At 53.5% G+C, this 20,581-nt stretch carries 15 protein-coding genes and 1 pseudogene; 2 read left to right on the forward strand and 14 right to left on the reverse strand.

What is annotated here, in order from left to right; all coding sequences use genetic code 11:
• Positions 1–368: 368 nt before the first annotated feature.
• The 10 genes from FH061_RS28935 to FH061_RS28985 form a co-directional block, all read right to left on the reverse strand.
• Positions 369–1,301, reverse strand: coding sequence for a DNA-binding protein (locus FH061_RS28935; RefSeq protein WP_151639304.1), 933 nt, complete (start codon positions 1,299–1,301; stop codon positions 369–371).
• Positions 1,302–1,546: 245 nt separating this feature from the next.
• A complete protein-coding gene (locus FH061_RS28940) occupies positions 1,547–2,404 on the reverse strand; it encodes a class I SAM-dependent methyltransferase (RefSeq protein ID WP_151639305.1) in 858 nt (285 codons plus the stop codon).
• 210 nt (positions 2,405–2,614) lie between these two features.
• On the reverse strand, positions 2,615–3,214 hold the full coding sequence (locus tag FH061_RS28945; RefSeq protein ID WP_151639306.1) for a DedA family protein: 600 nt from the start codon (positions 3,212–3,214) through the stop codon (positions 2,615–2,617).
• A 527-nt stretch (positions 3,215–3,741) separates the two neighbouring features.
• Entirely contained in the window at positions 3,742–4,206 is a 465-nt protein-coding gene (locus tag FH061_RS28955) for a hypothetical protein (RefSeq protein ID WP_151639308.1), read from the reverse strand.
• A gap of 326 nt (positions 4,207–4,532) precedes the next feature.
• Positions 4,533–5,219, reverse strand: coding sequence for a phosphatase PAP2 family protein (locus FH061_RS28960; RefSeq protein ID WP_151639309.1), 687 nt, complete (start codon positions 5,217–5,219; stop codon positions 4,533–4,535).
• A complete protein-coding gene (locus FH061_RS28965) occupies positions 5,216–6,874 on the reverse strand; it encodes a phosphoethanolamine transferase (RefSeq protein WP_404822526.1) in 1,659 nt (552 codons plus the stop codon). Before FH061_RS28965 ends, FH061_RS28960 begins: the two co-directional genes overlap by 4 nt.
• 115 nt (positions 6,875–6,989) lie before the next feature.
• A complete protein-coding gene (locus FH061_RS28970) occupies positions 6,990–8,243 on the reverse strand; it encodes a sensor histidine kinase (RefSeq protein ID WP_151639311.1) in 1,254 nt (417 codons plus the stop codon).
• Positions 8,233–8,916 (reverse strand): response regulator transcription factor, encoded by a 684-nt coding sequence (locus FH061_RS28975; protein WP_151639312.1) that lies wholly within the window; start codon positions 8,914–8,916, stop codon positions 8,233–8,235. The genes FH061_RS28970 and FH061_RS28975 overlap by 11 nt, the downstream gene beginning before the upstream one ends.
• A 366-nt stretch (positions 8,917–9,282) precedes the next feature.
• Positions 9,283–11,280 (reverse strand): LTA synthase family protein, encoded by a 1,998-nt coding sequence (locus tag FH061_RS28980; protein WP_225984960.1) that lies wholly within the window; start codon positions 11,278–11,280, stop codon positions 9,283–9,285.
• 1,298 nt (positions 11,281–12,578) lie between these two features.
• Positions 12,579–13,529: a site-specific integrase gene (locus FH061_RS28985; protein WP_151639313.1), complete on the reverse strand. Its 951-nt coding sequence runs from the start codon at positions 13,527–13,529 to the stop codon at positions 12,579–12,581.
• A gap of 196 nt (positions 13,530–13,725) precedes the next feature.
• Here FH061_RS28985 and FH061_RS28990 point away from each other — a divergent pair, with 196 nt between their 5' ends.
• A complete protein-coding gene (locus FH061_RS28990; RefSeq protein ID WP_151639314.1) occupies positions 13,726–14,781 on the forward strand; it encodes a DNA-binding protein in 1,056 nt (351 codons plus the stop codon).
• 121 nt (positions 14,782–14,902) lie between these two features.
• Here FH061_RS28990 and FH061_RS28995 read toward each other — a convergent pair whose 3' ends face one another.
• The 4 genes from FH061_RS28995 to FH061_RS29010 are packed head-to-tail and all read right to left on the reverse strand — an operon-like array spanning position 14,903 to position 20,143.
• Positions 14,903–16,462, reverse strand: a complete 1,560-nt coding sequence (locus tag FH061_RS28995) for a hypothetical protein (RefSeq protein WP_151639315.1) — start codon at positions 16,460–16,462, stop codon at positions 14,903–14,905.
• Positions 16,463–16,465: 3 nt separating this feature from the next.
• Complete coding sequence (locus FH061_RS29000; protein WP_151639316.1) at positions 16,466–17,458, reverse strand: ATP-binding protein; 993 nt, start codon at positions 17,456–17,458, stop codon at positions 16,466–16,468.
• A gap of 13 nt (positions 17,459–17,471) precedes the next feature.
• The gene (locus tag FH061_RS29005; protein WP_151639317.1) at positions 17,472–19,496 is read right to left on the reverse strand and encodes a hypothetical protein; all 2,025 of its coding nucleotides are present in this window, start codon (positions 19,494–19,496) and stop codon (positions 17,472–17,474) included.
• Complete coding sequence (locus tag FH061_RS29010) at positions 19,493–20,143, reverse strand: hypothetical protein (RefSeq protein WP_151639318.1); 651 nt, start codon at positions 20,141–20,143, stop codon at positions 19,493–19,495. Before FH061_RS29010 ends, FH061_RS29005 begins: the two co-directional genes overlap by 4 nt.
• Positions 20,144–20,321: 178 nt before the next feature.
• Between FH061_RS29010 and FH061_RS29015 the strand changes: the two are divergent.
• Positions 20,322–20,450: pseudogene (locus FH061_RS29015) on the forward strand (integrase core domain-containing protein); the annotation flags it as partial.
• Positions 20,451–20,581: the final 131 nt, after the last annotated feature.

The following is a 20,581-nucleotide window of genomic DNA, read 5'->3' on the forward strand; positions in this document are numbered from 1 at the left end:
AGCGGGAAAGAGGGTTAGACAGCAAGTTATTGATTCAATGGGATTATTTGGAAAATGCTTCCCGCAAACTGGCATAAATGCTAGGTCTGCCTACCGTCGTTATCTGCACTAAAAACGAGGGGACCCCAGGCACAGCGTCCGCCGTCATTACGTGGTCCAGCGAAAAGATCTTTGGACGGGATGTGCCCCCTCACGGCACAACCCGTTGATATGAAAAAGGTCCGCGCGATCGCCGAGACTATCTAACGCGTCATTCCGCATTCCGCCAGTTAGGTAATTGACCAAAACTGGTGCCGCATTTTGATGCGGGCATTATTGCAAGGCCTGTCTTCCGCCAAGGATCACAGGCCTTTGTCAATTTTGAAAAGTCACTTGCCTTCGTCTTTCTCCGTGCGTTTCTGCTGCTGCTTGAGATAGCTGCGCAACTCCTCATTCAAAGCCTGCTGTGCTTCCATCCTGGCTTGAGTGGTGGCCAGCGACAATTCCAGTTCCCGTACCTGCCGTGAGAATGCCTCCGCTTGCGCCGCTGCTGCAGCTAGCTGCTCGGTCAAGCGGTCAGACAATACGGTCTTTTCTGCCAGCTGCACCTCCAGCACCCGCGCACGCTGTTCCGCGTCCTGGAGCGATTCCAGACGCTGCGCAAGCTGCCGGCTATTGGTCTGTTCGTCATGCAGTGATTTGCGCGAGTGAGACAGGTCCGATACCAGACGCACGCCTTCCTGGTTCAGTCGGGTCACTTCTTCCTGCCTGACCACCAAGGATTGCTGCAGCTGCCGCATCTCGGCCTGTAACTGCTGCACCTGCTGTTCATGCCGGCGCTGATCCTGCTCACGCTGCTCCTTGACCGAGTTGCGGTAATGTTCGAGCGATTGCCGCGCATGTTCGTGTTTTTGCTCAAGAGACTGGCGGTGCTGTTCATTCTCGTACAGCCGCTCCTCCAGGCCGACAATACGCTGCTCGGCAGCGCGGTGTGTCACGGTCAGATCCTGAAAAGCCTCTCGGGTGGCGGCATGGGCGGCTTGTTCCTGCGCCAGTGCCTGATTGGTCTGCGCCAGACGCTCGTTGACTGCAGCGACCTCGGCCTGCAGTGTGGCGATCAACTCACCCTGCCCACGCGCCTGTTCCTGATGTTTTGCGGTGGCTGCCTCAAGCTTTTCGTTGGTCTCAGCTTGAAGCTGACCCGCCAGGCGCTCGACCAGATCCTGCAGCACCTCACTGATCGAGGACTTGCGGTCAACGCCCTCCTCTTCCTGCAGCTCACGCAGGTATTTGTGGATTGTCGTTTTCGTACGGTGAAGCAAAACTGCCCGGTTTTATGAAGGAAAAGTGACAATCCCTGTAGTCAGTGAAGCAAATCTGTCAATTGGGAGTGCGAACACGTTGTGTAGCTACACGAGGCAAAAAGTACGTCAGATAGTGATGTGCTAGCTAAGACACGCTTGGTAAAAGAATAACGTCGATTTTGACCAGGAGTCCTGCCTCCTCGATGTCCGACGGAAAAGAAGTTTTATTGAGTGGCGCCATCGCACCGCTGTTCCCCCTTACTTCATAAAACCTTTTTTCTTACCACCGCATACATATTGTCGCTGAGTGGATTTCTGTCTAGCCACGCCATGCGGACAATTTCAAGACCGGACGCCTCTACAATGGCTTTCAACGTCGTAGGTGTGAAGTAATTCACATGATCCGGCCACCTGAATCCGCACCATTTTGGACCGCGTAGTCTACGGTTATAGCAATCATAGTTGGGAACCTTGATCAATATGGTCCCGTTCGGCTTTAAACGCGTTCGGCAACCGATCAGAACTGGCAACGGATTAGCTTCATGTTCAAGAAAGGATGCCATGACGATGACATCGAAGTATTGGTCTTCAAAACCCAATATGCCATCTTGAGCGGAAGCATGCAGGCAGCGCCCGCCAAGCGGCTGCAATTTACTGTCTGAGAGACGCGAAAGCTCCCGCGAAATTTCAATCCCATGCGGGACACAACGATTTTTTAGAGAAGGTGGTAGCGATTTGAGAAAGTTCTCCAGCAGTTCGCCCCAGCCGCACCCAATGTCCAGCACATTAATACGCTCCTCCTGTTTCGCACTGACTATGCTGCGCAACAACTTCAATGTCTTGTTTCGTTTGAGCAGACGTCCACGAATACGTTTCAGCGTCGTGCTAATCGCGTACCGTATTGGTTCAGCTTTCTGTCGCGCTTCAGACTCCCTTTTGAAGGTCACTTCGTAAGCGAAATTGTCACTCAATTCCGTATAGGCCGGAGGATTGGCAAGAAAGATCACGCCGGTGTGTGCACATTGCTTCAATATCCACGGACTTGGTGCATACGGCAAATCGATTTCCTCTCCACGCACTTCTAGCAGCGGTGATATGCGGTATATATTTGCAGTCTTCATCGGTGTCAATTCTTATAAGGCGGCTGTTAGTTGTTGGCGAATGCGATTCCTGACCATACTGTTCATACCGCTGCTCTCATGCATATTGCTGGGGCCAGAAGCTTGCAACTAAGTGACAGAGGTTTGGGATAGGATCGATGGCTGATATAACGTATCCAATGCACCCACGTTTGCATTTCTCAGTGCAACCAATTATTGGCTTCTATTTTTTCAACTGGCTCTACGATAGGTCACAAGCCGGTATAAGTAGACCGCGACAATAAGACCGAGGACGGTTTTCGTGACGGGATCAACATACGTCGCCACCATCTCATATTGGTCCTTCAATGCGACTCCAGCGGCTGTCAGTAATCCGGTCCAAATCATGGATCCTGCTGTCGAGTACAAGAGAAACCGCACAAGTGACATTTCCGCAATACCCGCCGGAATCGAGATCAATGTACGAATCGCTGGGATCAAGCGTCCAAGAAAAACGGCCTTGCCACCATGTTCAAGAAAGAACTGCAACGCACTACCAACGTCGTCTGCCGAAATTGTGAGCCATCTCCCATGGCGATTGGCGAGGTGTTTTACCCGCTCTTTTCCGTAGAGCTTACCAAGGTAGTACCATGGTAAGGTGCCCGCGACCGATCCTGCCGTTCCGACCAGGAGGACACCAATGACGTTTAAGTCGCCGCGTGCCGCTGTGAATCCAGCTAGAGGCATGATCATCTCCGAAGGCATCGGAGGAAAAATATTCTCCAACGCCATCAACGCGAATACGGCTAGGTATCCGCCTTTAGCCATGAAATTCACAATAAATTCAAACATGACGAAGTTGGCTTTCTCGATTACTTTGGAAACCCTCTTGCCACGTCCATCAAGAGGAGCGGAGGAGCGCGGATTGAGCCCTCACTGCAGGCACAAACCAATCAGTTTTCTTTGACACCGTTGTCCTTGGATTACCCGTGTCCGGTCTGCCTTTGAACTAGGATCGCATGAGCAGTGGTTCCAGCCACCATCACCAAGCGGCCTAGGCGGCGCCAACCCAAACGATAATGATCAGGCGTGCGCCCCACAAGCTGCGAGGTTTGCCTCCTTCGCGCGCGATCCAGTCCTCACCCTGGAGGCGACACTCCGCGAGTATTTCCGGCGGTGTAAGGCGAATCGCCAGCCAAATCAGCGCGGGCAGTAATAAAACGTCATCCACGTAACCGAGTACCGGCAAAAAGTTAGGTATAAGACATGTTTGTCGATCGTTGTAGATATCTTCTGGATTGGTGCAAAGGTCTTTTAAAAGCGAAAAGCTTTGGACACGTTGTGCAATCGGTAAGTCAGTTGCGCTTGTGAGTCGTTCCCTACTGGAAATCCCCAACGCTGATGATTGTTTTTCGCAGGCTATTGGAATGAAACACCACAAATGTACCTGGTTTAGCACCAATCCATACGCTGGGATCGGTTCCAAATTGTCTCACAAGCTCTTCGCTCTTGAATACTTCAGCGACACTTCCGTCTTGCTTCATGATCGTTCGAATCTTCTGTGCGTCTTTCGGTATGACGTCACCCGCTAGTTTTTGCGAATCGTATAGCGAGAGCGGTTGCGCCTGCTCCCAGGTAAAATAAAGTACATTCGTTTTCCCTTTAAATGTGCCAAACGCGTAGCGACCATGGTGGCGACAGTGTGCATATCGGCATTTGGCGTCCGCTTCTCTAAAAAGCTTGATTGCCTCCTCCGGGCCGCTTCCAAGTATTGGGGCAGATAATGCCGCAGATGAAACGAGGATCAGGAAGAATGCTGCAGCACCAAGAGTATGTGAATGCATTGAATCCTCACTACTGGAAAGTTGCACAAGGGGGTGTCTATGAGCGACTGGCATCCAAGATGCATGAATCGAGATTACAGCAATACGAACCGCCTCTTCAAGCGAGAAAAGAGGATCCAGAAAATGACAATAACCAGTCTCTTTGACACTGCAGTGACATAATTTGGGCGGATGTGTATTTGCGCGCACCATAATTGCGTTTCCACAAGCAATTCATATCCAGTTCTGCCCGTCTTCCTGCAAGAATCAAATAGCTCATCACTTTTCTTGGTGAACATCCTACGAACCGGAATTGTGTTGCAATGCGATTGACCAGGCCTTTTCAATCACTTTCTAACTAGGCTTTCAAGTCTTAATAGTAGTACGACAACAAGAATAGCGATCCACGCGGACCACAAAGTATGTGTCATAAAGTGAGCCCCTCGTGCTTGTTGGGCGAATCCTAAGACAAATCCTGGAACCAGGCTTGCGGCAAATACGGTGTATCCCTTTACCGGGTGCTCTGGCAGCCAAAACACAGCAATCGAAGGCAACCAAAGCGCGCTTGAGGCATGTCCAGCAGGGAAACAATGTCCGGATGACATTCTTGGAGGCAGGCTATCGAATATCCGCAGATACGGTGCATAACCGCCATAGCGGGTGAGGCTCCAAGGACAGTGATACGGCGACACGCTTTTTATTGCGCTGATCAATATTGGTACGAGCGCAGCGGAGGTGACCACCACAACGAGCGAGCGCCGCACCGAATTTTCAAGGAGCATGTGCCCATTGATTCTGTCGGCAATCAGGGCGGCAGCCGGCACCATTCCGATACCGATCATCAATGCTTTCATTGTCTGATGCATGAACTCATCTAGGAACCAACGATCTCGCAATGGAAATGCGTTCTTGGAAAAATCAAACATGGCATCGGCAAGAACTATGTCGACATCAGTGCACCTTCCCAGCCAGATCAAAAGCAGTGCCGATCCCAGCAATAATAGGATAGCTGTTCTGAAATCGCGGTCCGTCATGCGTGGCCCCCCACAGCAGAACGGCACCCCTCAACAAGGTCGAATCTGGGATCATAGGCCGAGGTCTGTACGTGCATCATGCCCAGCATAGAATGGAACAGGTAATCATGGCTGACCGGTCCGGCCGCGCGACCTTGCAGACAGGCGATATTGATGCTATTTGCGGCGGCGAAGCCTTGTGACATCCACATCACCATGGGTACCTCGAACTGTTCACGCGGCGCGATCGCATATGGCAAGCCGTGCAGGTAAATGCCATTTTCGCCTAGTGACTCGCCGTGATCCGAAACGTATAGCATGGCTGCTTCGTGCGTCTCCTGTGCCTTCAAGCGTTGGATCGTACGCGCAAGAAAATGATCGGTGTACAGCAATGCGTTGTCGTAGCTGTTGACGATCTGCTCGCGGCTACATTTGCCGAGGTCCGGGTCTTCACAGGTTGGGAGGAAGCGGCGGAAAGCATCGGGGTAGCGGTGCGAATATGCCGGACCGTGATTGCCGATCTGGTGCAGCACAATAACGAGGTCACGCTGGTGGCGCTGAATCTCCCGCTCGAAATCGTCGAGGAGGATCTCGTCAAGGCAAGTTCCCGCGTTGCATAGCCGCGGATCCTGCCTGTCTCCGGAACGCTGCACCTCGAGGCCGTCGCATACACCCTTGCATCCGGACTGATTGTCGCGCCAGAGGGTCTTGATGCCGGCGTGCTCCAGCACATGCAGAACCGATTCATGGTGCCTTATCTTCTTTTCGTCATAATCCTTGCGCCCGAACGGCGAGAACATGCAAGGTACGGACACTTCAGTGTTTGTGCCGCAAGAAATCGCGTGCGTAAAGTTGATGACGCCTTCACGGGAAAGTTCGGGGGTCGTCTGCCGTTGATAGCCGTTCAAGCCCCAGTTGGCGGCTCTAGCGGTTTCACCAACGACGACGACGAGCAAGCGTGGTTTTCCTCCCCCAGGTGGGCCACCCGCAACCGCATCGGTTCCGACGGGGATACGTTGCTGATTTACCTCTTCAGATTCCGCCGCTGCCAGACGAGCGGTGGAGATGATGAAATTGGCTGGAGTGATCAGATAGCGCATTTCCTTCTGATTTCTCATCAGCGCCGACAGATCCTGAAATCCTAGTGCCAGGCTGGCGCCTGCAAACACTAGAGACACCGCCGTGAAGACCGCCCGACGCAATATCGCACGTCCGAACGATTGCATCTGCAGCCTTACTTGCGTGACTAGCAGGGCAGGCAATACACCGTACACGAGGAGGTCAGTAATCATGCCGAATGACACAAGTTCGCTTGCCTCCTTTAAATCAGTATGAAGAATATTGCGCATCATGCTGACGTCAAAGAAAACCGTGTATCGACTCATGTAATGCACTGCCAAAGCTGACAGTACGAACAATGCAGCAAGTACCGGTTTTGCTGATTTCCCAAACACGAAAAAGCCGAAGATCAAGCAATGAACGACCGTCATCAGTATTGCAGCGGTGGCAGCTTGCAACCAGGTAGCAGTCAGGCCCCAATCATGATTGGCGGCCCAAGCCGACCAGAATCGTTGGTTCGCAAGGACCGTGAAGAACATGCTTGACAAGATAATGCAAGCTTCAATGCTGCACGTAGGGCGTATGCTAGCAAGCCAAACGCGTGCATTGCGCAGAATATTGCAACAGCGCTGAACTGGCTGACGGGTAAAAATGATATTTAACACTTGGCACCTGCTGCAATGCTAAAAGCAGCAAGATAGACGAGCCGACGTTAAGACAGTGTTAAGGCTCTTAGATCAATGGTGGTGTGGCGGCCGAGAATTCGAGAATAAAACGGCTGCCACCTCGCTCTGGTTGCTCGAAGCGGATGTCCCAACCCAAGTGCTCCGTGACGCGCTTGACAATGGACAGTCCCAGACCCGTGCCTTGTGTGGAGGTTCCGTGGCCTTGCACGAAACGCTCGAACAGGCGCTGCGCTACCGGCGCCGGCAAACCAGGGCCGGTGTCTTCGATGATGATACAGTCGTGCCGAAGCGTGATCGTAACCTCGCCGCATTCCGTATGCTGGAATGCATTGCGCACCACATTGCCGATCGCAATGCCTACCAGTTCCGGACGTGCTTCAGTCCATACATCGTCGGTGTCCTTGAAACTCCAGTCGACTGGTTTCCCAGTCAGCAAAGGCGAGTAGCGTTCAAGCTCAGTCCGGATCAGCGAATTAATGAGCACAGGAGATCTCGTCAATTTCTCCGGTGCACGTGAGAGAAGGAGCAGTGCACTCACTCGCTCGGTAGTCTCCGCTGCCACACGCCGTATTCGTTCGGCGACTTCTTGCTGAGCGGGATTTTCGTTGAGGCGTGTTTTGAGCAGCTCGGCAGCTCCGAGTATGATCGTTAGAGGCGTTCGCAATTCATGGCTGACGTCGCTGGTAAACATCCGTTCACGCGACAGGAACTGCTGCAGTTCTTCGGTGCGATGTGCAAATGCCCGTGCAAGTATGCCAATTTCATCATCCGTATCGATCCCGGGAAGTGTAGATGGCGGGCTGCTTGCGGCTACTGCCTCCGCAAGCGCGGTCACCGGCGCCACGATGCGTCGCGCCGTTGCCAGTCCCAGTATCACCGCCAGCAGTAGACTGGTAATAAAGCCGACGCCCAATGATGAGAAAATGACGAACTCCAGATGTTCGAACTGCGTCATGTCCTGGACAACCGCATACCGGATACCATTTTTTTCACGCACCAGTGCCTGAGCTTCTCTCTCATCCAGCAGAAGTTCATGAATCCCGGGCGGCTTGTCGGACAGTTCAGTCGGAATGTCGCTGCCAACATAAATCCTTACCCCCGGGGGCGGCACATATTGTCCTTGGCGGAGATTGTGCGCGATCAGCACCTCGATAATTTTCTCCAGCCTGTCGTCCATCACTTCGGATTCAATAACTTCGACTGCAGTATAGGAAACCAGGCAGAAAAATGCGGACAGGGTAAGCGCCAGCAGTACGAAAGCTTGAGCAATACGTCGCTTAAGGGAACGTTCAGGTCTCATTGTCGGAGGCGAGATGATAGCCAATGCCGGCGCGAGTGATCAGCATGGAGTAGCCGAAGGGCTTGTCCAGCGCTTGGCGCAGTGCGTGTATATGAGTGCGCAGGGCATCGCTTTCCGGTGGATTGTCACCCCAAACTTCTCTTTCCAATACCTCGCGGCTCACCATAAGTGGCGCACAACGCAGTAGCGTAAGCAGGATCTTGTATCCGGTCGGTGTGAGAGCGAGGGTGTTGCCTGCCCGAGTCGCGGTGCCGGTTCGCATATCTATCCGAACTTCACCGAATGTCCGGACGTGCTGGACTTGTTCGTTGCGCATGCGCCGGACAAGCGCTTTGAGTCGTGCATCGAGTTCTAGCAGCGAATATGGTTTGACGAGGTAGTCGTCTGCACCAGCCCCAAAACCTGTCACTTTGTCATGTTCGGTATCCCGGGCGGTAAGCATCAGTATCGGTACAGGGTTGTGATGATCGTTACGCAGAAGGCGGCAGACCTCGATCCCATCCATTCCTGGGAGGGACAGATCCAGTACGATGACATCGTAATGGTTGCGTATGGCCAGCGCCAGACCAGCAGTTCCGCTACGAGCTACATCAAGCGCATAGCCAAGCGGTTCCAGGAAGCCAAACAGATTTGCAATGATATCCGGGTTATCCTCGATGATCAGAACATGCATTTTGTGTTTTCAATAAATTTTTCGGCTCGAGCCGTTTGGCAATTTTAGCTCTACGCCATGAATGCCGGTTTATGTATGAGATACGCGAGCACCGTCGACGCTCGCGTCGCGCTTGCGGCGAAGACATTGTTGGTTGCCAAAAGACGCGCGTATTTTTTACGATGAGTTCATAGTAGAGGCACGACTACCACACCCTGTTGCCATATTGAGAACCGCCTTATGAGTGTCGCATGGGCTACTGTCGACCTGAGAAACTTCAATCGGGTCGTTCTGGCGCCACGTGGCACGCTCTTTCGTGATGTACCTGGTACAAGTCTTCGATGTTGCGCAGCTGAGCCGGAAGGTCCGGTTCCGCATAACGAAGGTCTACTCATACGGCTGTTTAGGAAGTCTATATCTTTGCTCGCGGTAGAGCAGTGAGGGCATGATCACATGTGCCATCGCCTTATCGATCTGGGCCTTCTCCGCGGTTTTCGTATCGATGTGCAGTTCCCCAGTCAGGGCGTCGTAACGCCCCAGCAGAGGAGGCTGGCCAGGGCGCAGGATCGTGGTCGACGGACCTTCCAGCCAGGCAAAGTAGTTGTTGAACTGGATCAGGGCACGGCCAGGTGTTGTATTGTCCTTTGCAAAATCTCGGCCAATCATGGGGTGCGTGCTCGATACCCCCATCAGCGAGAGTAGGGTGGGACCAAGATCGATTTGGCTGGCGATAGTGCTAATCCGCTGTGGTTTGATGTCTGCACCGAGGATGAGTCCGGGGATATGAAACTTCTTGATCGGTACCAGGCTGTTACCGTAGACCCGGTTGTCATGGTCCGCCACAATAAGAAAGACAGTGTCTTTCCAGTACGCCTGCTTCTTCGCTTCTGCCATAAATTTGCCGAGCGCGTAATCTGCGTATTTGACCGCATTGTTCACTGTTTGCTTGGCCGGATCATGAAGCGCAATTTTCCCATCGGGGAATTCAAAGGGTTCATGATTCGATGTGGTGAAGATCAGGCTAAAGAATGGCTTTCCTTGGGCGTGCAGATCCGCCAGGCGTTCCAGTGACTTATCGAACAAATCTTCGTCCGAGGCACCCCAACTGCCGATAAAGGCTGGACGCATTTCCCGAATATCAACCACCCGCTTGAATCCATTGCCCGTAAAGAAGCTTCGCATGTTGTCGAAATGCGCTTCGCCGCCGTAGACGAATTCAGTGTGGTAACCCTGTTGTCCAAGTCCTTCGGCAAGTGTATAGAAGTCTTTCTGGGCTAGAGAAAGTTTGACGACGCTACGTGCAGGCGTTGGTGGGAAGCCAGCGACGACGGCCTCGATACCGCGAATCGAACGGGTACCGGTCGCATACAGCTGCTCAAACCACCATCCTTCCTTCTTCAGCTTTTCCAGCTCTGGTGTGACGGGCAGCCCACCTAGCGATTCGACAAACGTCGCCCCCAAGCTTTCTTCCAATACGATGACCAGGTTGAGAGGTCGGTCACGTTTGACCGCCGCCTGTTGGAAATGAAGAGTAGGCAGTTTAGGATTAGTGAAAGAATAGTGGCGGAGCCAGTCCGCAGCTTTGACTTCCGGGAATACCTGCTCGGCTGGAAACGCGCCGTAAATCTCGGATGAAACTGCCTCTCTTCGCATGGAATTTACCGCGTCCAAGACTGACCATCCTGAATTGATGATCAACGAGTTGACCATGGAATCGCCCGTGAGGGCGAACAATGCGGGATTGGCGGGACGGTGTCCCGTCGTAGAACGAATTTGCATGAAGACGACGACGCAGAGAATCGGCCATACAAGTAATAGCTTCCTGGCTGGCCACATCTGCGCGCCGTCGGTGGCGTGCTTTAGCAGATAAAAGATTGCGAGACCCAGCCCGATCGTGAGGCTGACACCGGCTATCAGCGCGGTACGAAAGCCGTTCCATAGGGTTGAGAACACCTCCTGCGGATACGCGAGATACTCGACGAAAAGGCGATTCGGCCGTACGTCATATTGCATGATGAACTGCGGCGATGACAGTTCCATGAACAAGATGAAGACGAGTGCAATCGTCCCCCAAGAAACGGATACGATTTTCCAGAAGCGGGCGAAGGTCCTGTAGGCGAACACGGGGGCTAGCAATAGCGGAATCGCCAGGAAGTATCCGATGAGGATCAGGTCTGCGCGCACACCTTGAAGAAGGACCGTAACGGGGATCCCGGTAGCGTGCACACGATCCCATTGCCATGTGACGAGAGCAAGTCGCGATATGGAAAGAATTGCAAGTCCAGCTAGCAACGTGACAATAATGCTTGTGAAAGGACCTGCCCATTGGGTGAGGCGTACGAACTGAGCCACAATAGTTTTTAGGTTTATTTTCTCGTCTTGCACTGTTCTACTCATGATTGTGACGGTCAATAAGGTGCAACAAACTCCCGCTCTTCGTCGGGCACGTCGCATGGGTAAGACTTCCGGGATTTTTGCCACCACGAATTTTTGGCGCATTCGCAAGGCATACTCGGGTCTGCAACGTCAATGCCTGGAAGTAAAAGCGAAGGCGATTTCCAGAGGGCACCAAGCATAGCTAACCCAACGTTAAGAACGCGTTAAGGCCGGTCACTGAGACAGGCCTAGCCGTACTATTATTGTTATAACGTTGATCGACCGTTGCATGAGCTTGCACACGCGCAATTGCTTAGTCAAGGACCTATGTCCGCCCAATAAAATGCATAGTTGCTTTATGCGCAAACTCGGAAGTGTGGGCTGCTCCCGGGCAACTGGGACGAAGTGAAATTTTAATACAAGACCCACCGAGGTACGCGCGTCTTCCACTTCAAGGGATGACACGCGAATAAAGAAAAGGTTAGTGCACTGATATCCATCTGTAGACCGAGAAGATGGGGAAGCTGGCGATGCGAAAAATGCCCAAGCTGTTGGCCGGCGATGCCTCGGTTCATTACGATGCCCTGATCCACATCTCCTAATACGAGACTTCACTATACGAACAGGCGAGCCTATCCGGTTTGACGTTACGCCGGCACCCTCGGTCAACTCAATGAAAATTGATCACATTCATGCGCATTTCCGCTTACGTGGGAGGCAAACGCTATGGGTCCGCTTTTGGGAATTGCCTGTGGCAGCTTAAGGTCGAGGCTGTGTGAAAACGATGAATTGCATTTGGCCAAGCACTATTAGTCGGACTACCCTCATGTGTGACTACTACACATCGTATTTGCCGACCGGTATGGCTATGTTTTCTCACAGCCTTGGTCGACCTGAGTCGATGGCAATGGATCCGCAATGGCACCTTGTACCAATCCCAAGTCATGACATAACAGATGAGATCGATGGATTTTTTCGACTGGCAAGGCGCGGGAGGAATCCATAGCGGGGCTATGGATGACGAGCGCAACGTGGCCAGGCGGAAAAAGACGCCATCTCATGTTATGGAATGGCTTGGGTTTGGTATTAGGTGCGCATACCGGTCGCATGTTTTACTTCAGTTTGCCGGATCCCCTTCACTACGCGATGATCCTGACAATCACGCATCGGGCTCCCATGCAAGCGGTGAAAGCGAGCATTACCCACCGAACGGTAAAACTAAAATTTTCGGTTTTAGAAAGATAAGAGACGATCACCGTCGGCGATGAAGAAATCTACCAGTCATTTGACGCAACACCTTATTTCTTCTAGGTTTTGTCGTTCTTGGCTAGTTGGGACTGGCGCCGGTAATTGGCAAAGGGGTCGGCAGCATCGACATAGCGCATTGCAGACTGTACGTCACGCCAGCCGACGTATTCCATCAGGGTTTTCATGTCCCAGCCGTTCGACGATGCCCAGGTGGCGAACCCGCGGCGCAGCGAATGTCCGCTGTACAGTTCGGCCGAAGCGATCCCAGCGTTGGTCAGCATGCTTCTCAGCACTGGAATCAGGCTATCGATGCAAAGCGGTTCCGTGCTCACATGACCCCAACGATCAATGGCGCGAAATACCGGTCCTTCGGCGAGCTGCGACGCGCTAAGCCAATCCAGATAAGCGTCAACCGGGCACAGACTAAACAACGCGGGGGCCTTGAAGGTGGTCCCTTGGTAGGTGCGGTCGCCCTTGGTCTGCGGGAAGTAGCAAGTCATGCCTTCCCCTGCCACCGCCTGGACATGCTCGATACGCAGCCGAGTCAATTCGTCGCCCCGAAATCCACGCCAGAAACCGAGCAGCAGGAGCGCCTTGTCCCGCCGGTGACGCAGTTCCAGGCGGCGGTTGCCGTCCTCATGCGATTTCGCAATGGCGGCATCGAGCCACTGACTAACCTGATTTAACTGGTCCAACTGCAAAGGCTTGGCGCGCTTTTCCTGAGCCGGATGCAGAGCCTGAATGCCACGCAAGGCTTTGCGCACGATAGGCGCCTTGGTTGGGTCCGGAAAGCCCTGCTCAATATGCCACTGGGCAATCGCTGCCAGTCGGTGACGTAACGTATTGATAGACAGCGTTTCAGCATGATCAGCCAGATAGCGCGCAACGCTGTCCGCGGTAGCCGGCAAAAAGCCGCCCCACTCGATCTCGAAATGCCGGATAGCGGATTGGTAGCTTTGGCGGGTATTGTCCCGGGTAGCCGCTTCAAGATACTGGTCAAGCTTAGTCATTACGTTAGGCGCTGTGGCTGTCGAACCGGGTATTACGTCTGGAAAACGTCAGAAAGTGAGTTTTCAGCCCCATCATAATGGATAACTCCCTATTATTCTAATCCAATTTGAATGCAGCCATTCGCCAATTTCTGCGTTAGAATACCACGTAATAACACATACGTAACGTGTTACGAAATACGCGGAGCATTTCCAGATGGCCAGATCCGGCATTTACAAAATCGATGTCAAGCGCGCACGTGATGTTCTGCTTGCTCAGCACGTTCGCCCCTCGGTCGACGCCGTGCGTATTGCGCTCGGTAATACCGGCTCCAAGACGACCATCCACAAGTATCTAAAGGAACTTGAGGATGAAGACGGCGGCCCGAAGGAAATAGGAGTAACCATCAGCGAAGCGTTGCAGGACTTGGTGGGGCGTCTGTCCAGCCAGTTGCAGGAAGAAGCCAACGTACAGATCAATATAGTGCGTGCCGAACAAGAGGCAATGGAACGCCGCCATGCCGAAAGCCTGGCAGCAGCACGGCAGGAAGCCGACCAATGGCAAACACGTGCGCAGTGCGCGGAACAAGCTCTGGCCGACGAACAGTCCACCCATTCCCAGACCCGTGAGGCCCTGCAGCAGGAAACTGTCCTCCGTCACACCGCAGAACAGCACGCTTCGGACTTGAAGGAGCGGCTTGCGGATAACGACCAGCATCTGCAGTCCCTGGAAGACAAGCACCGCCATGCGCGCGAGTCCCTCGAACATTACCGGCAATCGACAAAGGAACAGCGAGAGCAGGAGCAGCGACGGCACGAGCATCAGATTCACCAGCTGCAGGCGGAACTCCGGCTGGCTCAGCAAGCGGTTGTCGTCAAACAGGAGGAAGTGACACGCCTGAATCAGGACGGCGTACGGCTGGTATCGGATTTGAGCCACACGCAGAAGGCTCTGTACGATGCGCAGTCACAGATCCGGCAACTGGAGCAGAAGGTCGAAACTTTACAGGGGGTTGAACAGCGCGCTACTCTGCTGGCCACACAGATACAAGACAAGGACCACCACATCAGATCCGTGACCGAGCGTTTGGCAGCGGCGACGGCTCACGCGGATACGCTGACGGCTCGTCATCGAACGTTGGAACTGGAACTCGTAACTACGCAGACAAAGCTCGATACGCAGCGGCTTATTACAGATGAGTTGCGCCAGTACGTAATGCAAGCTGCCCAGACCTCATTATCGGGACCAAATACGCAAGCATTGCCTGAATGAGGCTTGATGTACGTATGATAGAACCGCGCTAACCAAAACATCGGGTTTAGGCAGACCGGGACGCCAGAATCAGTACATCCCGCGTCGCCTCTGCCAAGCAATTCCTAGTACAAACTAACGGTCACGCCCCTGCAGTCGCGCCACATTGAATGGCATGTAACGAATCCCGGTGCCATTGCTGATGCTGCACTGTCGATGGCGTCTGCCGGATCAGCGCGTGCAACGTAGAAGTATCTCCGTTTTCACTGAACAGTGTTACTGGATCGGCAACGGTGTCTCGTCCGACGATGGCCCAGTATGGCAGATGGTGTGCGCTGACAATGACACTATGCCATGCGATACGGCCGGCTCGCTGTTCTGCCAGCGCGCTTTCCAGGAAGGTTCGGAATGTTGCTATGGCATGCTGTCCCAGCACATGGTCGGAGACCCACTGTTCTGCGGTACGCGTCCAGCACAAAGGACAAATGGGTGCATGAGTACCGAGCCAGCCAGCCAAACCCGAGGGCATAGTTACTTGCGGAGTGAGCAGGTTAGTCGGCGTGCCAATACCCTCCCAATGCATGCGCCAGCGTAGAAATGCCTCTGCCACAGGACATATCGTTGCAGTACTGAATCCTTCCAGACGCCAATCAAGATGCTTTGCGGCTGACGTTATACAGTATTGGTGCGCTTTCAGAAGATGGCGCCATAGGTGTCGGCGTACCGCTCCATATACGAGGTAACTGAGGCGAAGTTGTTCGTCCCAGGCATTCTTTGTTCCGGATTTTGATACTTTTGTACGCCGTATGCCAGGAAGACGGCGGGCTGCACGCCGTGACTTACATCGAATTGGTAATTCGGAGGGCCCCTTACTTGCGACTACCAGCGTGGCGTGAGTGCCTGACAAGTGCGCACTCCCCTGTTTTGTTTCTACTACCTGCCAGACGCTATCAATGAAGACCGAATAATCGGATGCGGGTCGCTGCCAATTACTAGAGGCAAATACGACGGGTGCCAGTCCGTCGCGTGTTCTTCGGCGAATGATCTCTTGCTGGGTTGGCATGGTGCGGTCGTCGAACGCACACAGAGTCGCAAGATCCGAAATCCAGTTCGTCCTTGGCGGTATCGCTGCCAGCAATCGCTCCTTGGGGTCGCGAAACGCTGGTGCGAGATCGGCATGGCATGCCGGACAGCAGAAGGGCTGAGTAAAGACTGCCATCTGTAACTGGTAGGGAATGACAGCACCGCATGTCTTGCAACACGTTCGAATAGGATCGCCGTGCACCGGACACGACCGCACCACTTCCAACTGAAACGCGGATGAATGGAAGCCCGTTCGTGCGCATTGCGGACACCAGCAAAGCACGTCTCGGAACCGGCGTCGACCGTTTTCAAGGTGTTCTGGCAAAAATGCTTGCTGGATCTGCTGTGTCTCTAGGCGCAACAGACGTGCCATTTGCGCCAAATCGAACAACGCGCTGTGACGCAAATCCACGGTTGGTGACCGAACGATCGCCGTCTTTTTGCCGCAATCCCTGCGAATAAAAAGCTGGGCAAGTTCCGCTGCATTGAGTGCATTGAGCATCGCAAACTTAGATAGCAGTGCATAGGCGGAATCAAAGCCATGCACCCAATCGTCGCGCCAACACCAACCTCTTTCCAGAGGTGGCGGTTCATCGAGAAAGATCCGCGCAACATTCATCGCTCAGGCCTGCGCCGCGAGGTCATCGCTCATTACCATTCGCAACTCTTCCTGTGCCGCGACAAAATTCGACTCCTTGATCGCCAGGGCCCAAGTCGATGGGGTGATTTGGAAACCGTAATCGTCATGCTCTGAGCTCTCGCCAAGGGCTGTTTCCACCGAGCGGGCAAAGTACTGCATCGGAATTTCCAGGTTATAGGCAAATCCCGCATTATCATGGGCATCTTCGAAGGCATCCCAAAGCACCGCTGCCTGGTCGACCAGCCGAAATCCGGTGCTATAGGCGCCTGGTAGGAAGAAGCGCGTGTACGGCCAGTCGCTTTTGGCAGGAAAGCATGCTTCGTCGTAGCCAGCTAGGCAGGTCGCTAGGTCGTCCGCCGATAGCAGACCGTGGAACTGCAGTTCGTCAATCATGAAGCGCGACACGATTTGCGTCTCACGACTCAAACGAAATGCGCTTTTTTGATTCAAAAGCTGCGGCTGGCCAACAAGCAGCGTAATCATCCGGATGCCATGCCGCTCAAGCTCATCATGAACGTCGCGAAGCCATTCATATTCGATGACGTCCAGTCGTTGTGCTTCGTCAGCAAACATGATGAACCAGTTGTACCCAGAACGACTGACCAATTCCATAATCCGCTCGTTGAGCCGGGTCCGCTTCTTCGGGATGCTACCGTTTAACGCGCCCGGGTGTCCTACTGCTTCCAACAGCAAGGAAAAGAACGCGTCCTCAGATTTAGACTTTTTCTTTTGACAGCCAAAGCTAAGAAGCACTGCCTTCGGGTAGTCTTCACGCAAAACGCGCATCACGTAACGCACACCATAGGTCTTACCGAAGCGGGGGTGAGCAAAAACAATACCGCCTGGTGTGCGTAGACGGACCAGTTTCTTGACGCGCAAGTACATTTCTTCGATGGAGGGAGTAGGCACAATGTACTTTTGCTCGACGACCGGATGTCGGTCAAAAGCCACAGGACGATGATAGGTTTCGGCCAATTTATCCTCCCGGTTAGAAAGTGATGGTGCGCCTGATCTTCAGTATCCGTGCTTGCGGTGGTGCTGCGGCAACGCCTGTATCATCCGGCTTTTTGGATTCGGGCACTGTATTCTGCGAAGACAAACCATCTTCCGGCAGCGTTGCCGCCTTTGTTTGCAATGCAGTCACTGTGGTGCCTGCTGTTTCATTTTCCACCGCCTTGCGAATCGCATTCGCCTTCGCTAAATCGGTAGCTGCACGTTTGCTGGATCTTGCCTGTTGACGCTTGTATTTGGCCCAGCATTCGACCGGATCATCGCCTTCGCGGTACTGAAGCTTGCCGGCCCTTTTGAGCCGGAATATCTCCTGCCGTACACGTAGCGAATGAGGGGTGGTGCACCATGGACGGGCTGCCGTCAGAATCCCGAGTTCAGCACCATCGTCAAAGAACGCTTTTACGGTACGGATGTCGCGCACATCAAAATATACGCGCAATCTCTTCCCGATCAGAGCGGGGCTGCTCGACAAAATGGGGCTGGTGTAACGTACATCCTGGAAATTGATATGTGGCCGATTCCCGTCGGGGTCGCCCTTGATCGGTTTGATTCTCGCTTCTTGCAGCAGACAAAGGTTTTGTTGAACGACCCGCGGTAACGTACGGAGATAACCACCGTCTCGCGCGAGAAGCTGCGCCATCGCCTCAAGTGGCGTCCGATTCGAGATGCCGCTGTGGGAAGTGCCGTTATAGTCGCCTACTAGCACTTCGACCATGTCCTCAAGTTCCTCGAGCTCGACAAGCAGCCTGATATTGCCGCCCGGGTCGTTCAGCAAGCGTTCGATCGACTCTGGATTGCTCCCTGTCGTGCCAGGCAACCGATGCGCAAAGTTGCGTGCAACAAGATGAAAAAAACGCTCGATAAAAGGACGCTCGTTCGGCTCGGCCGCCGGTCCATTATCCGTCCAGCATCCAATAATCTGATTTAGGCGAGTCAGCGTATCGACGGCAAGGTGTGACTTAGCGCCGTCAAAACGAAACCATTCCCAGCATGCGTAACGCGTTTGTGGAAGGGCGGCCGAAGGAAATCCTCCTCCGGCACGCATCGTCAGGTCGGGAATCTTGTAATGGCGTGGACGAAAAGGCGTTACCGCCGCCTGCAGGGCGCCAGCAACATCATCCTTGTTGTACTCCTTGGATAAAGCAAGTTTGTAGCCGATGACGGCACGGGTGGCAACATCAAGCAACACCAAGATCCAGATGCGGCTTAGCTCCAGGCGGGTTTCGTAGCCAAATGGATCCATGACCCGAACGGTTACTCGCAAATCGATCTTGTGTCCATCGAACTCGACCACCTCGAATGCCCGGGTCGCAGGTGGCGACTTCTGCGCAATCGTCCAGTCGACATTGCTTCCCTCTCCCATTGCGTGATCGGAAATCGACATGGGCGTACGGGCTTCCTGACTTTGCAAGTAGGCAGCGAGCGAGCGTAGACCTGCCATGGCTTGATTGAATGGATATTCGTGCGGTTTGATGCCGACCGCACGACATTTCTCCAGAAATGTTTTGTGGATGCGGGCAAGGGCCTTGTGCGCACGGCGCGCCTTGCCCTGGTGGCGATTGCGCTGCCGGACATAGCGTTGCAGCAGCTTTTCCAAGATGGGTTGCCGTTGAAGCAGCATGGAAAAGGCGCCCGCGAGACCTCGTCCGCGCAGCTGATCAGCATCGTCAAGCGACTGCATCCGTTCGTACTGCTTCAGCCGAGCATAAGGGATAGCTGCCCGCATTCCGTAAATGCGACCATCCGCATGGGCCATAAGGCAACGATCGATAAGGCGGTAAACACTCTTCGGATCAATGCCGGTGGCAACTTTGATGCTGGCAAGGGGCAATTGCGGATTCTCGATATACAGCTCAATGGCCCGCCGACGGGCAAGAAAGGCGGTTTGATCCGCTTCGCACAGAGCGGAGATATCAACCGACGGCCACATAGATAAGTCCTGTAACTCGTCTGGAATCGAGTCGCGACTAAAGCGGGCTTTGCCAAAAGCATGCGTTTTCATGCGACCACCACCATGGAGCCCGGACCCAGCGGTTGCGAGTCGATATCGGAGCAACGCAATTTTCCGGCATGGATTAGACTGAACACAGCGGTATGAACCAACGCGGGGTCTTCGTCTGGATAGATCTGCATCAGGTGCGACAACGATTGTGGTTCAGCCATGCCAGCCATGTAGTCCAGAACGCGTTTCAACAGCTGCGATGTCAGATAACGGCGGTTGGCCGACAGGGTGCGCACGATGCGTCCCCAATTGTCGAGGAAATGCGTATGCTCGAAGCGATTCATGGGCTGGACATGTCGGACGAACAGCCGTTGGGACGTAGCCCAAGCAGTGAAGGCCGGCAACGGCATTGTAAGTTTATCCGGTTGAGGTTTGACTTTGCCGGATTGGAGTAGCCAGAATTCTTCTCGACTTGAGTAGGCAACCCAGAAGTCAATGATCTGCTTGGGCGTCGTATCCGGAATAACAGCTGGACGCTCGCAGTAGGACAAGACAAGCGGGTCCGCTTCCAATTGGAGCCACGTGTAGAGAGCCGGCGGGTCAAATAAGGTGAGCGTACGGTTGACCTTCAAGCCAAACACATCGTAGCGATGGCTCTTGTAGGGCCTGAAGTTATTTATTGCTTTAGGGAACCGAAGGTTCGTCACTATCGCTACTCCAAAGCCGCCCAATACGAATGGAGATAGTGTAGGAGAGAGATTTGGGGATTGACAGATTTACTTCAGAATTTAGTGAAGCAAATGTGCTAGGGCAAGAAGCCAGGCGCGAGTTAAATCAAAGGCTTGGCAAAGTTGTTGACTGGCAGTTTTACTTCACCGGACGGTACTTGACGAATGGGCGTATCGCCAGCAATTGCATTTGCGTTTCATCGCGCCGGGCAAGCCACAGCAGAACGCTTATATCGAGAGCTTCAACGGCAGGTTCAGAGATGAATGTCTGAACGAACACTGGTTTCTATCGTAAGCGTCGGCTGAGAGCCGTGGTTGACGGCGACGTTAGGGTTATGCGTTTGCGTTGAAGGACGGGAGTTTGCCGGCAACGTTCCAAGGCAACAGGTCATCAATGCGGTTGATGGGATGGTCAGC

Source organism: Noviherbaspirillum aerium, from assembly GCF_008929045.1.
Classification (GTDB): Bacteria; Pseudomonadota; Gammaproteobacteria; order Burkholderiales; family Burkholderiaceae_D; genus Noviherbaspirillum; species Noviherbaspirillum aerium.

Coding starts and splice junctions, on each gene's coding strand:
- FH061_RS28955 (WP_151639308.1), bottom strand. CDS start 4,206: ATGCATTCACATACTCTTGGTGCTGCAGCATTCTTCCTGATCCTCGTT.
- FH061_RS28995 (WP_151639315.1), bottom strand. CDS start 16,462: ATGAATGTTGCGCGGATCTTTCTCGATGAACCGCCACCTCTGGAAAGA.
- FH061_RS28970 (WP_151639311.1), bottom strand. CDS start 8,243: ATGAGACCTGAACGTTCCCTTAAGCGACGTATTGCTCAAGCTTTCGTA.
- FH061_RS28985 (WP_151639313.1), bottom strand. CDS start 13,529: ATGACTAAGCTTGACCAGTATCTTGAAGCGGCTACCCGGGACAATACC.
- FH061_RS28945 (WP_151639306.1), bottom strand. CDS start 3,214: ATGTTTGAATTTATTGTGAATTTCATGGCTAAAGGCGGATACCTAGCC.
- FH061_RS28940 (WP_151639305.1), bottom strand. CDS start 2,404: ATGAAGACTGCAAATATATACCGCATATCACCGCTGCTAGAAGTGCGT.
- FH061_RS28990 (WP_151639314.1), top strand. CDS start 13,726: ATGGCCAGATCCGGCATTTACAAAATCGATGTCAAGCGCGCACGTGAT.
- FH061_RS29005 (WP_151639317.1), bottom strand. CDS start 19,496: ATGAAAACGCATGCTTTTGGCAAAGCCCGCTTTAGTCGCGACTCGATT.
- FH061_RS28960 (WP_151639309.1), bottom strand. CDS start 5,219: ATGACGGACCGCGATTTCAGAACAGCTATCCTATTATTGCTGGGATCG.
- FH061_RS28975 (WP_151639312.1), bottom strand. CDS start 8,916: ATGCATGTTCTGATCATCGAGGATAACCCGGATATCATTGCAAATCTG.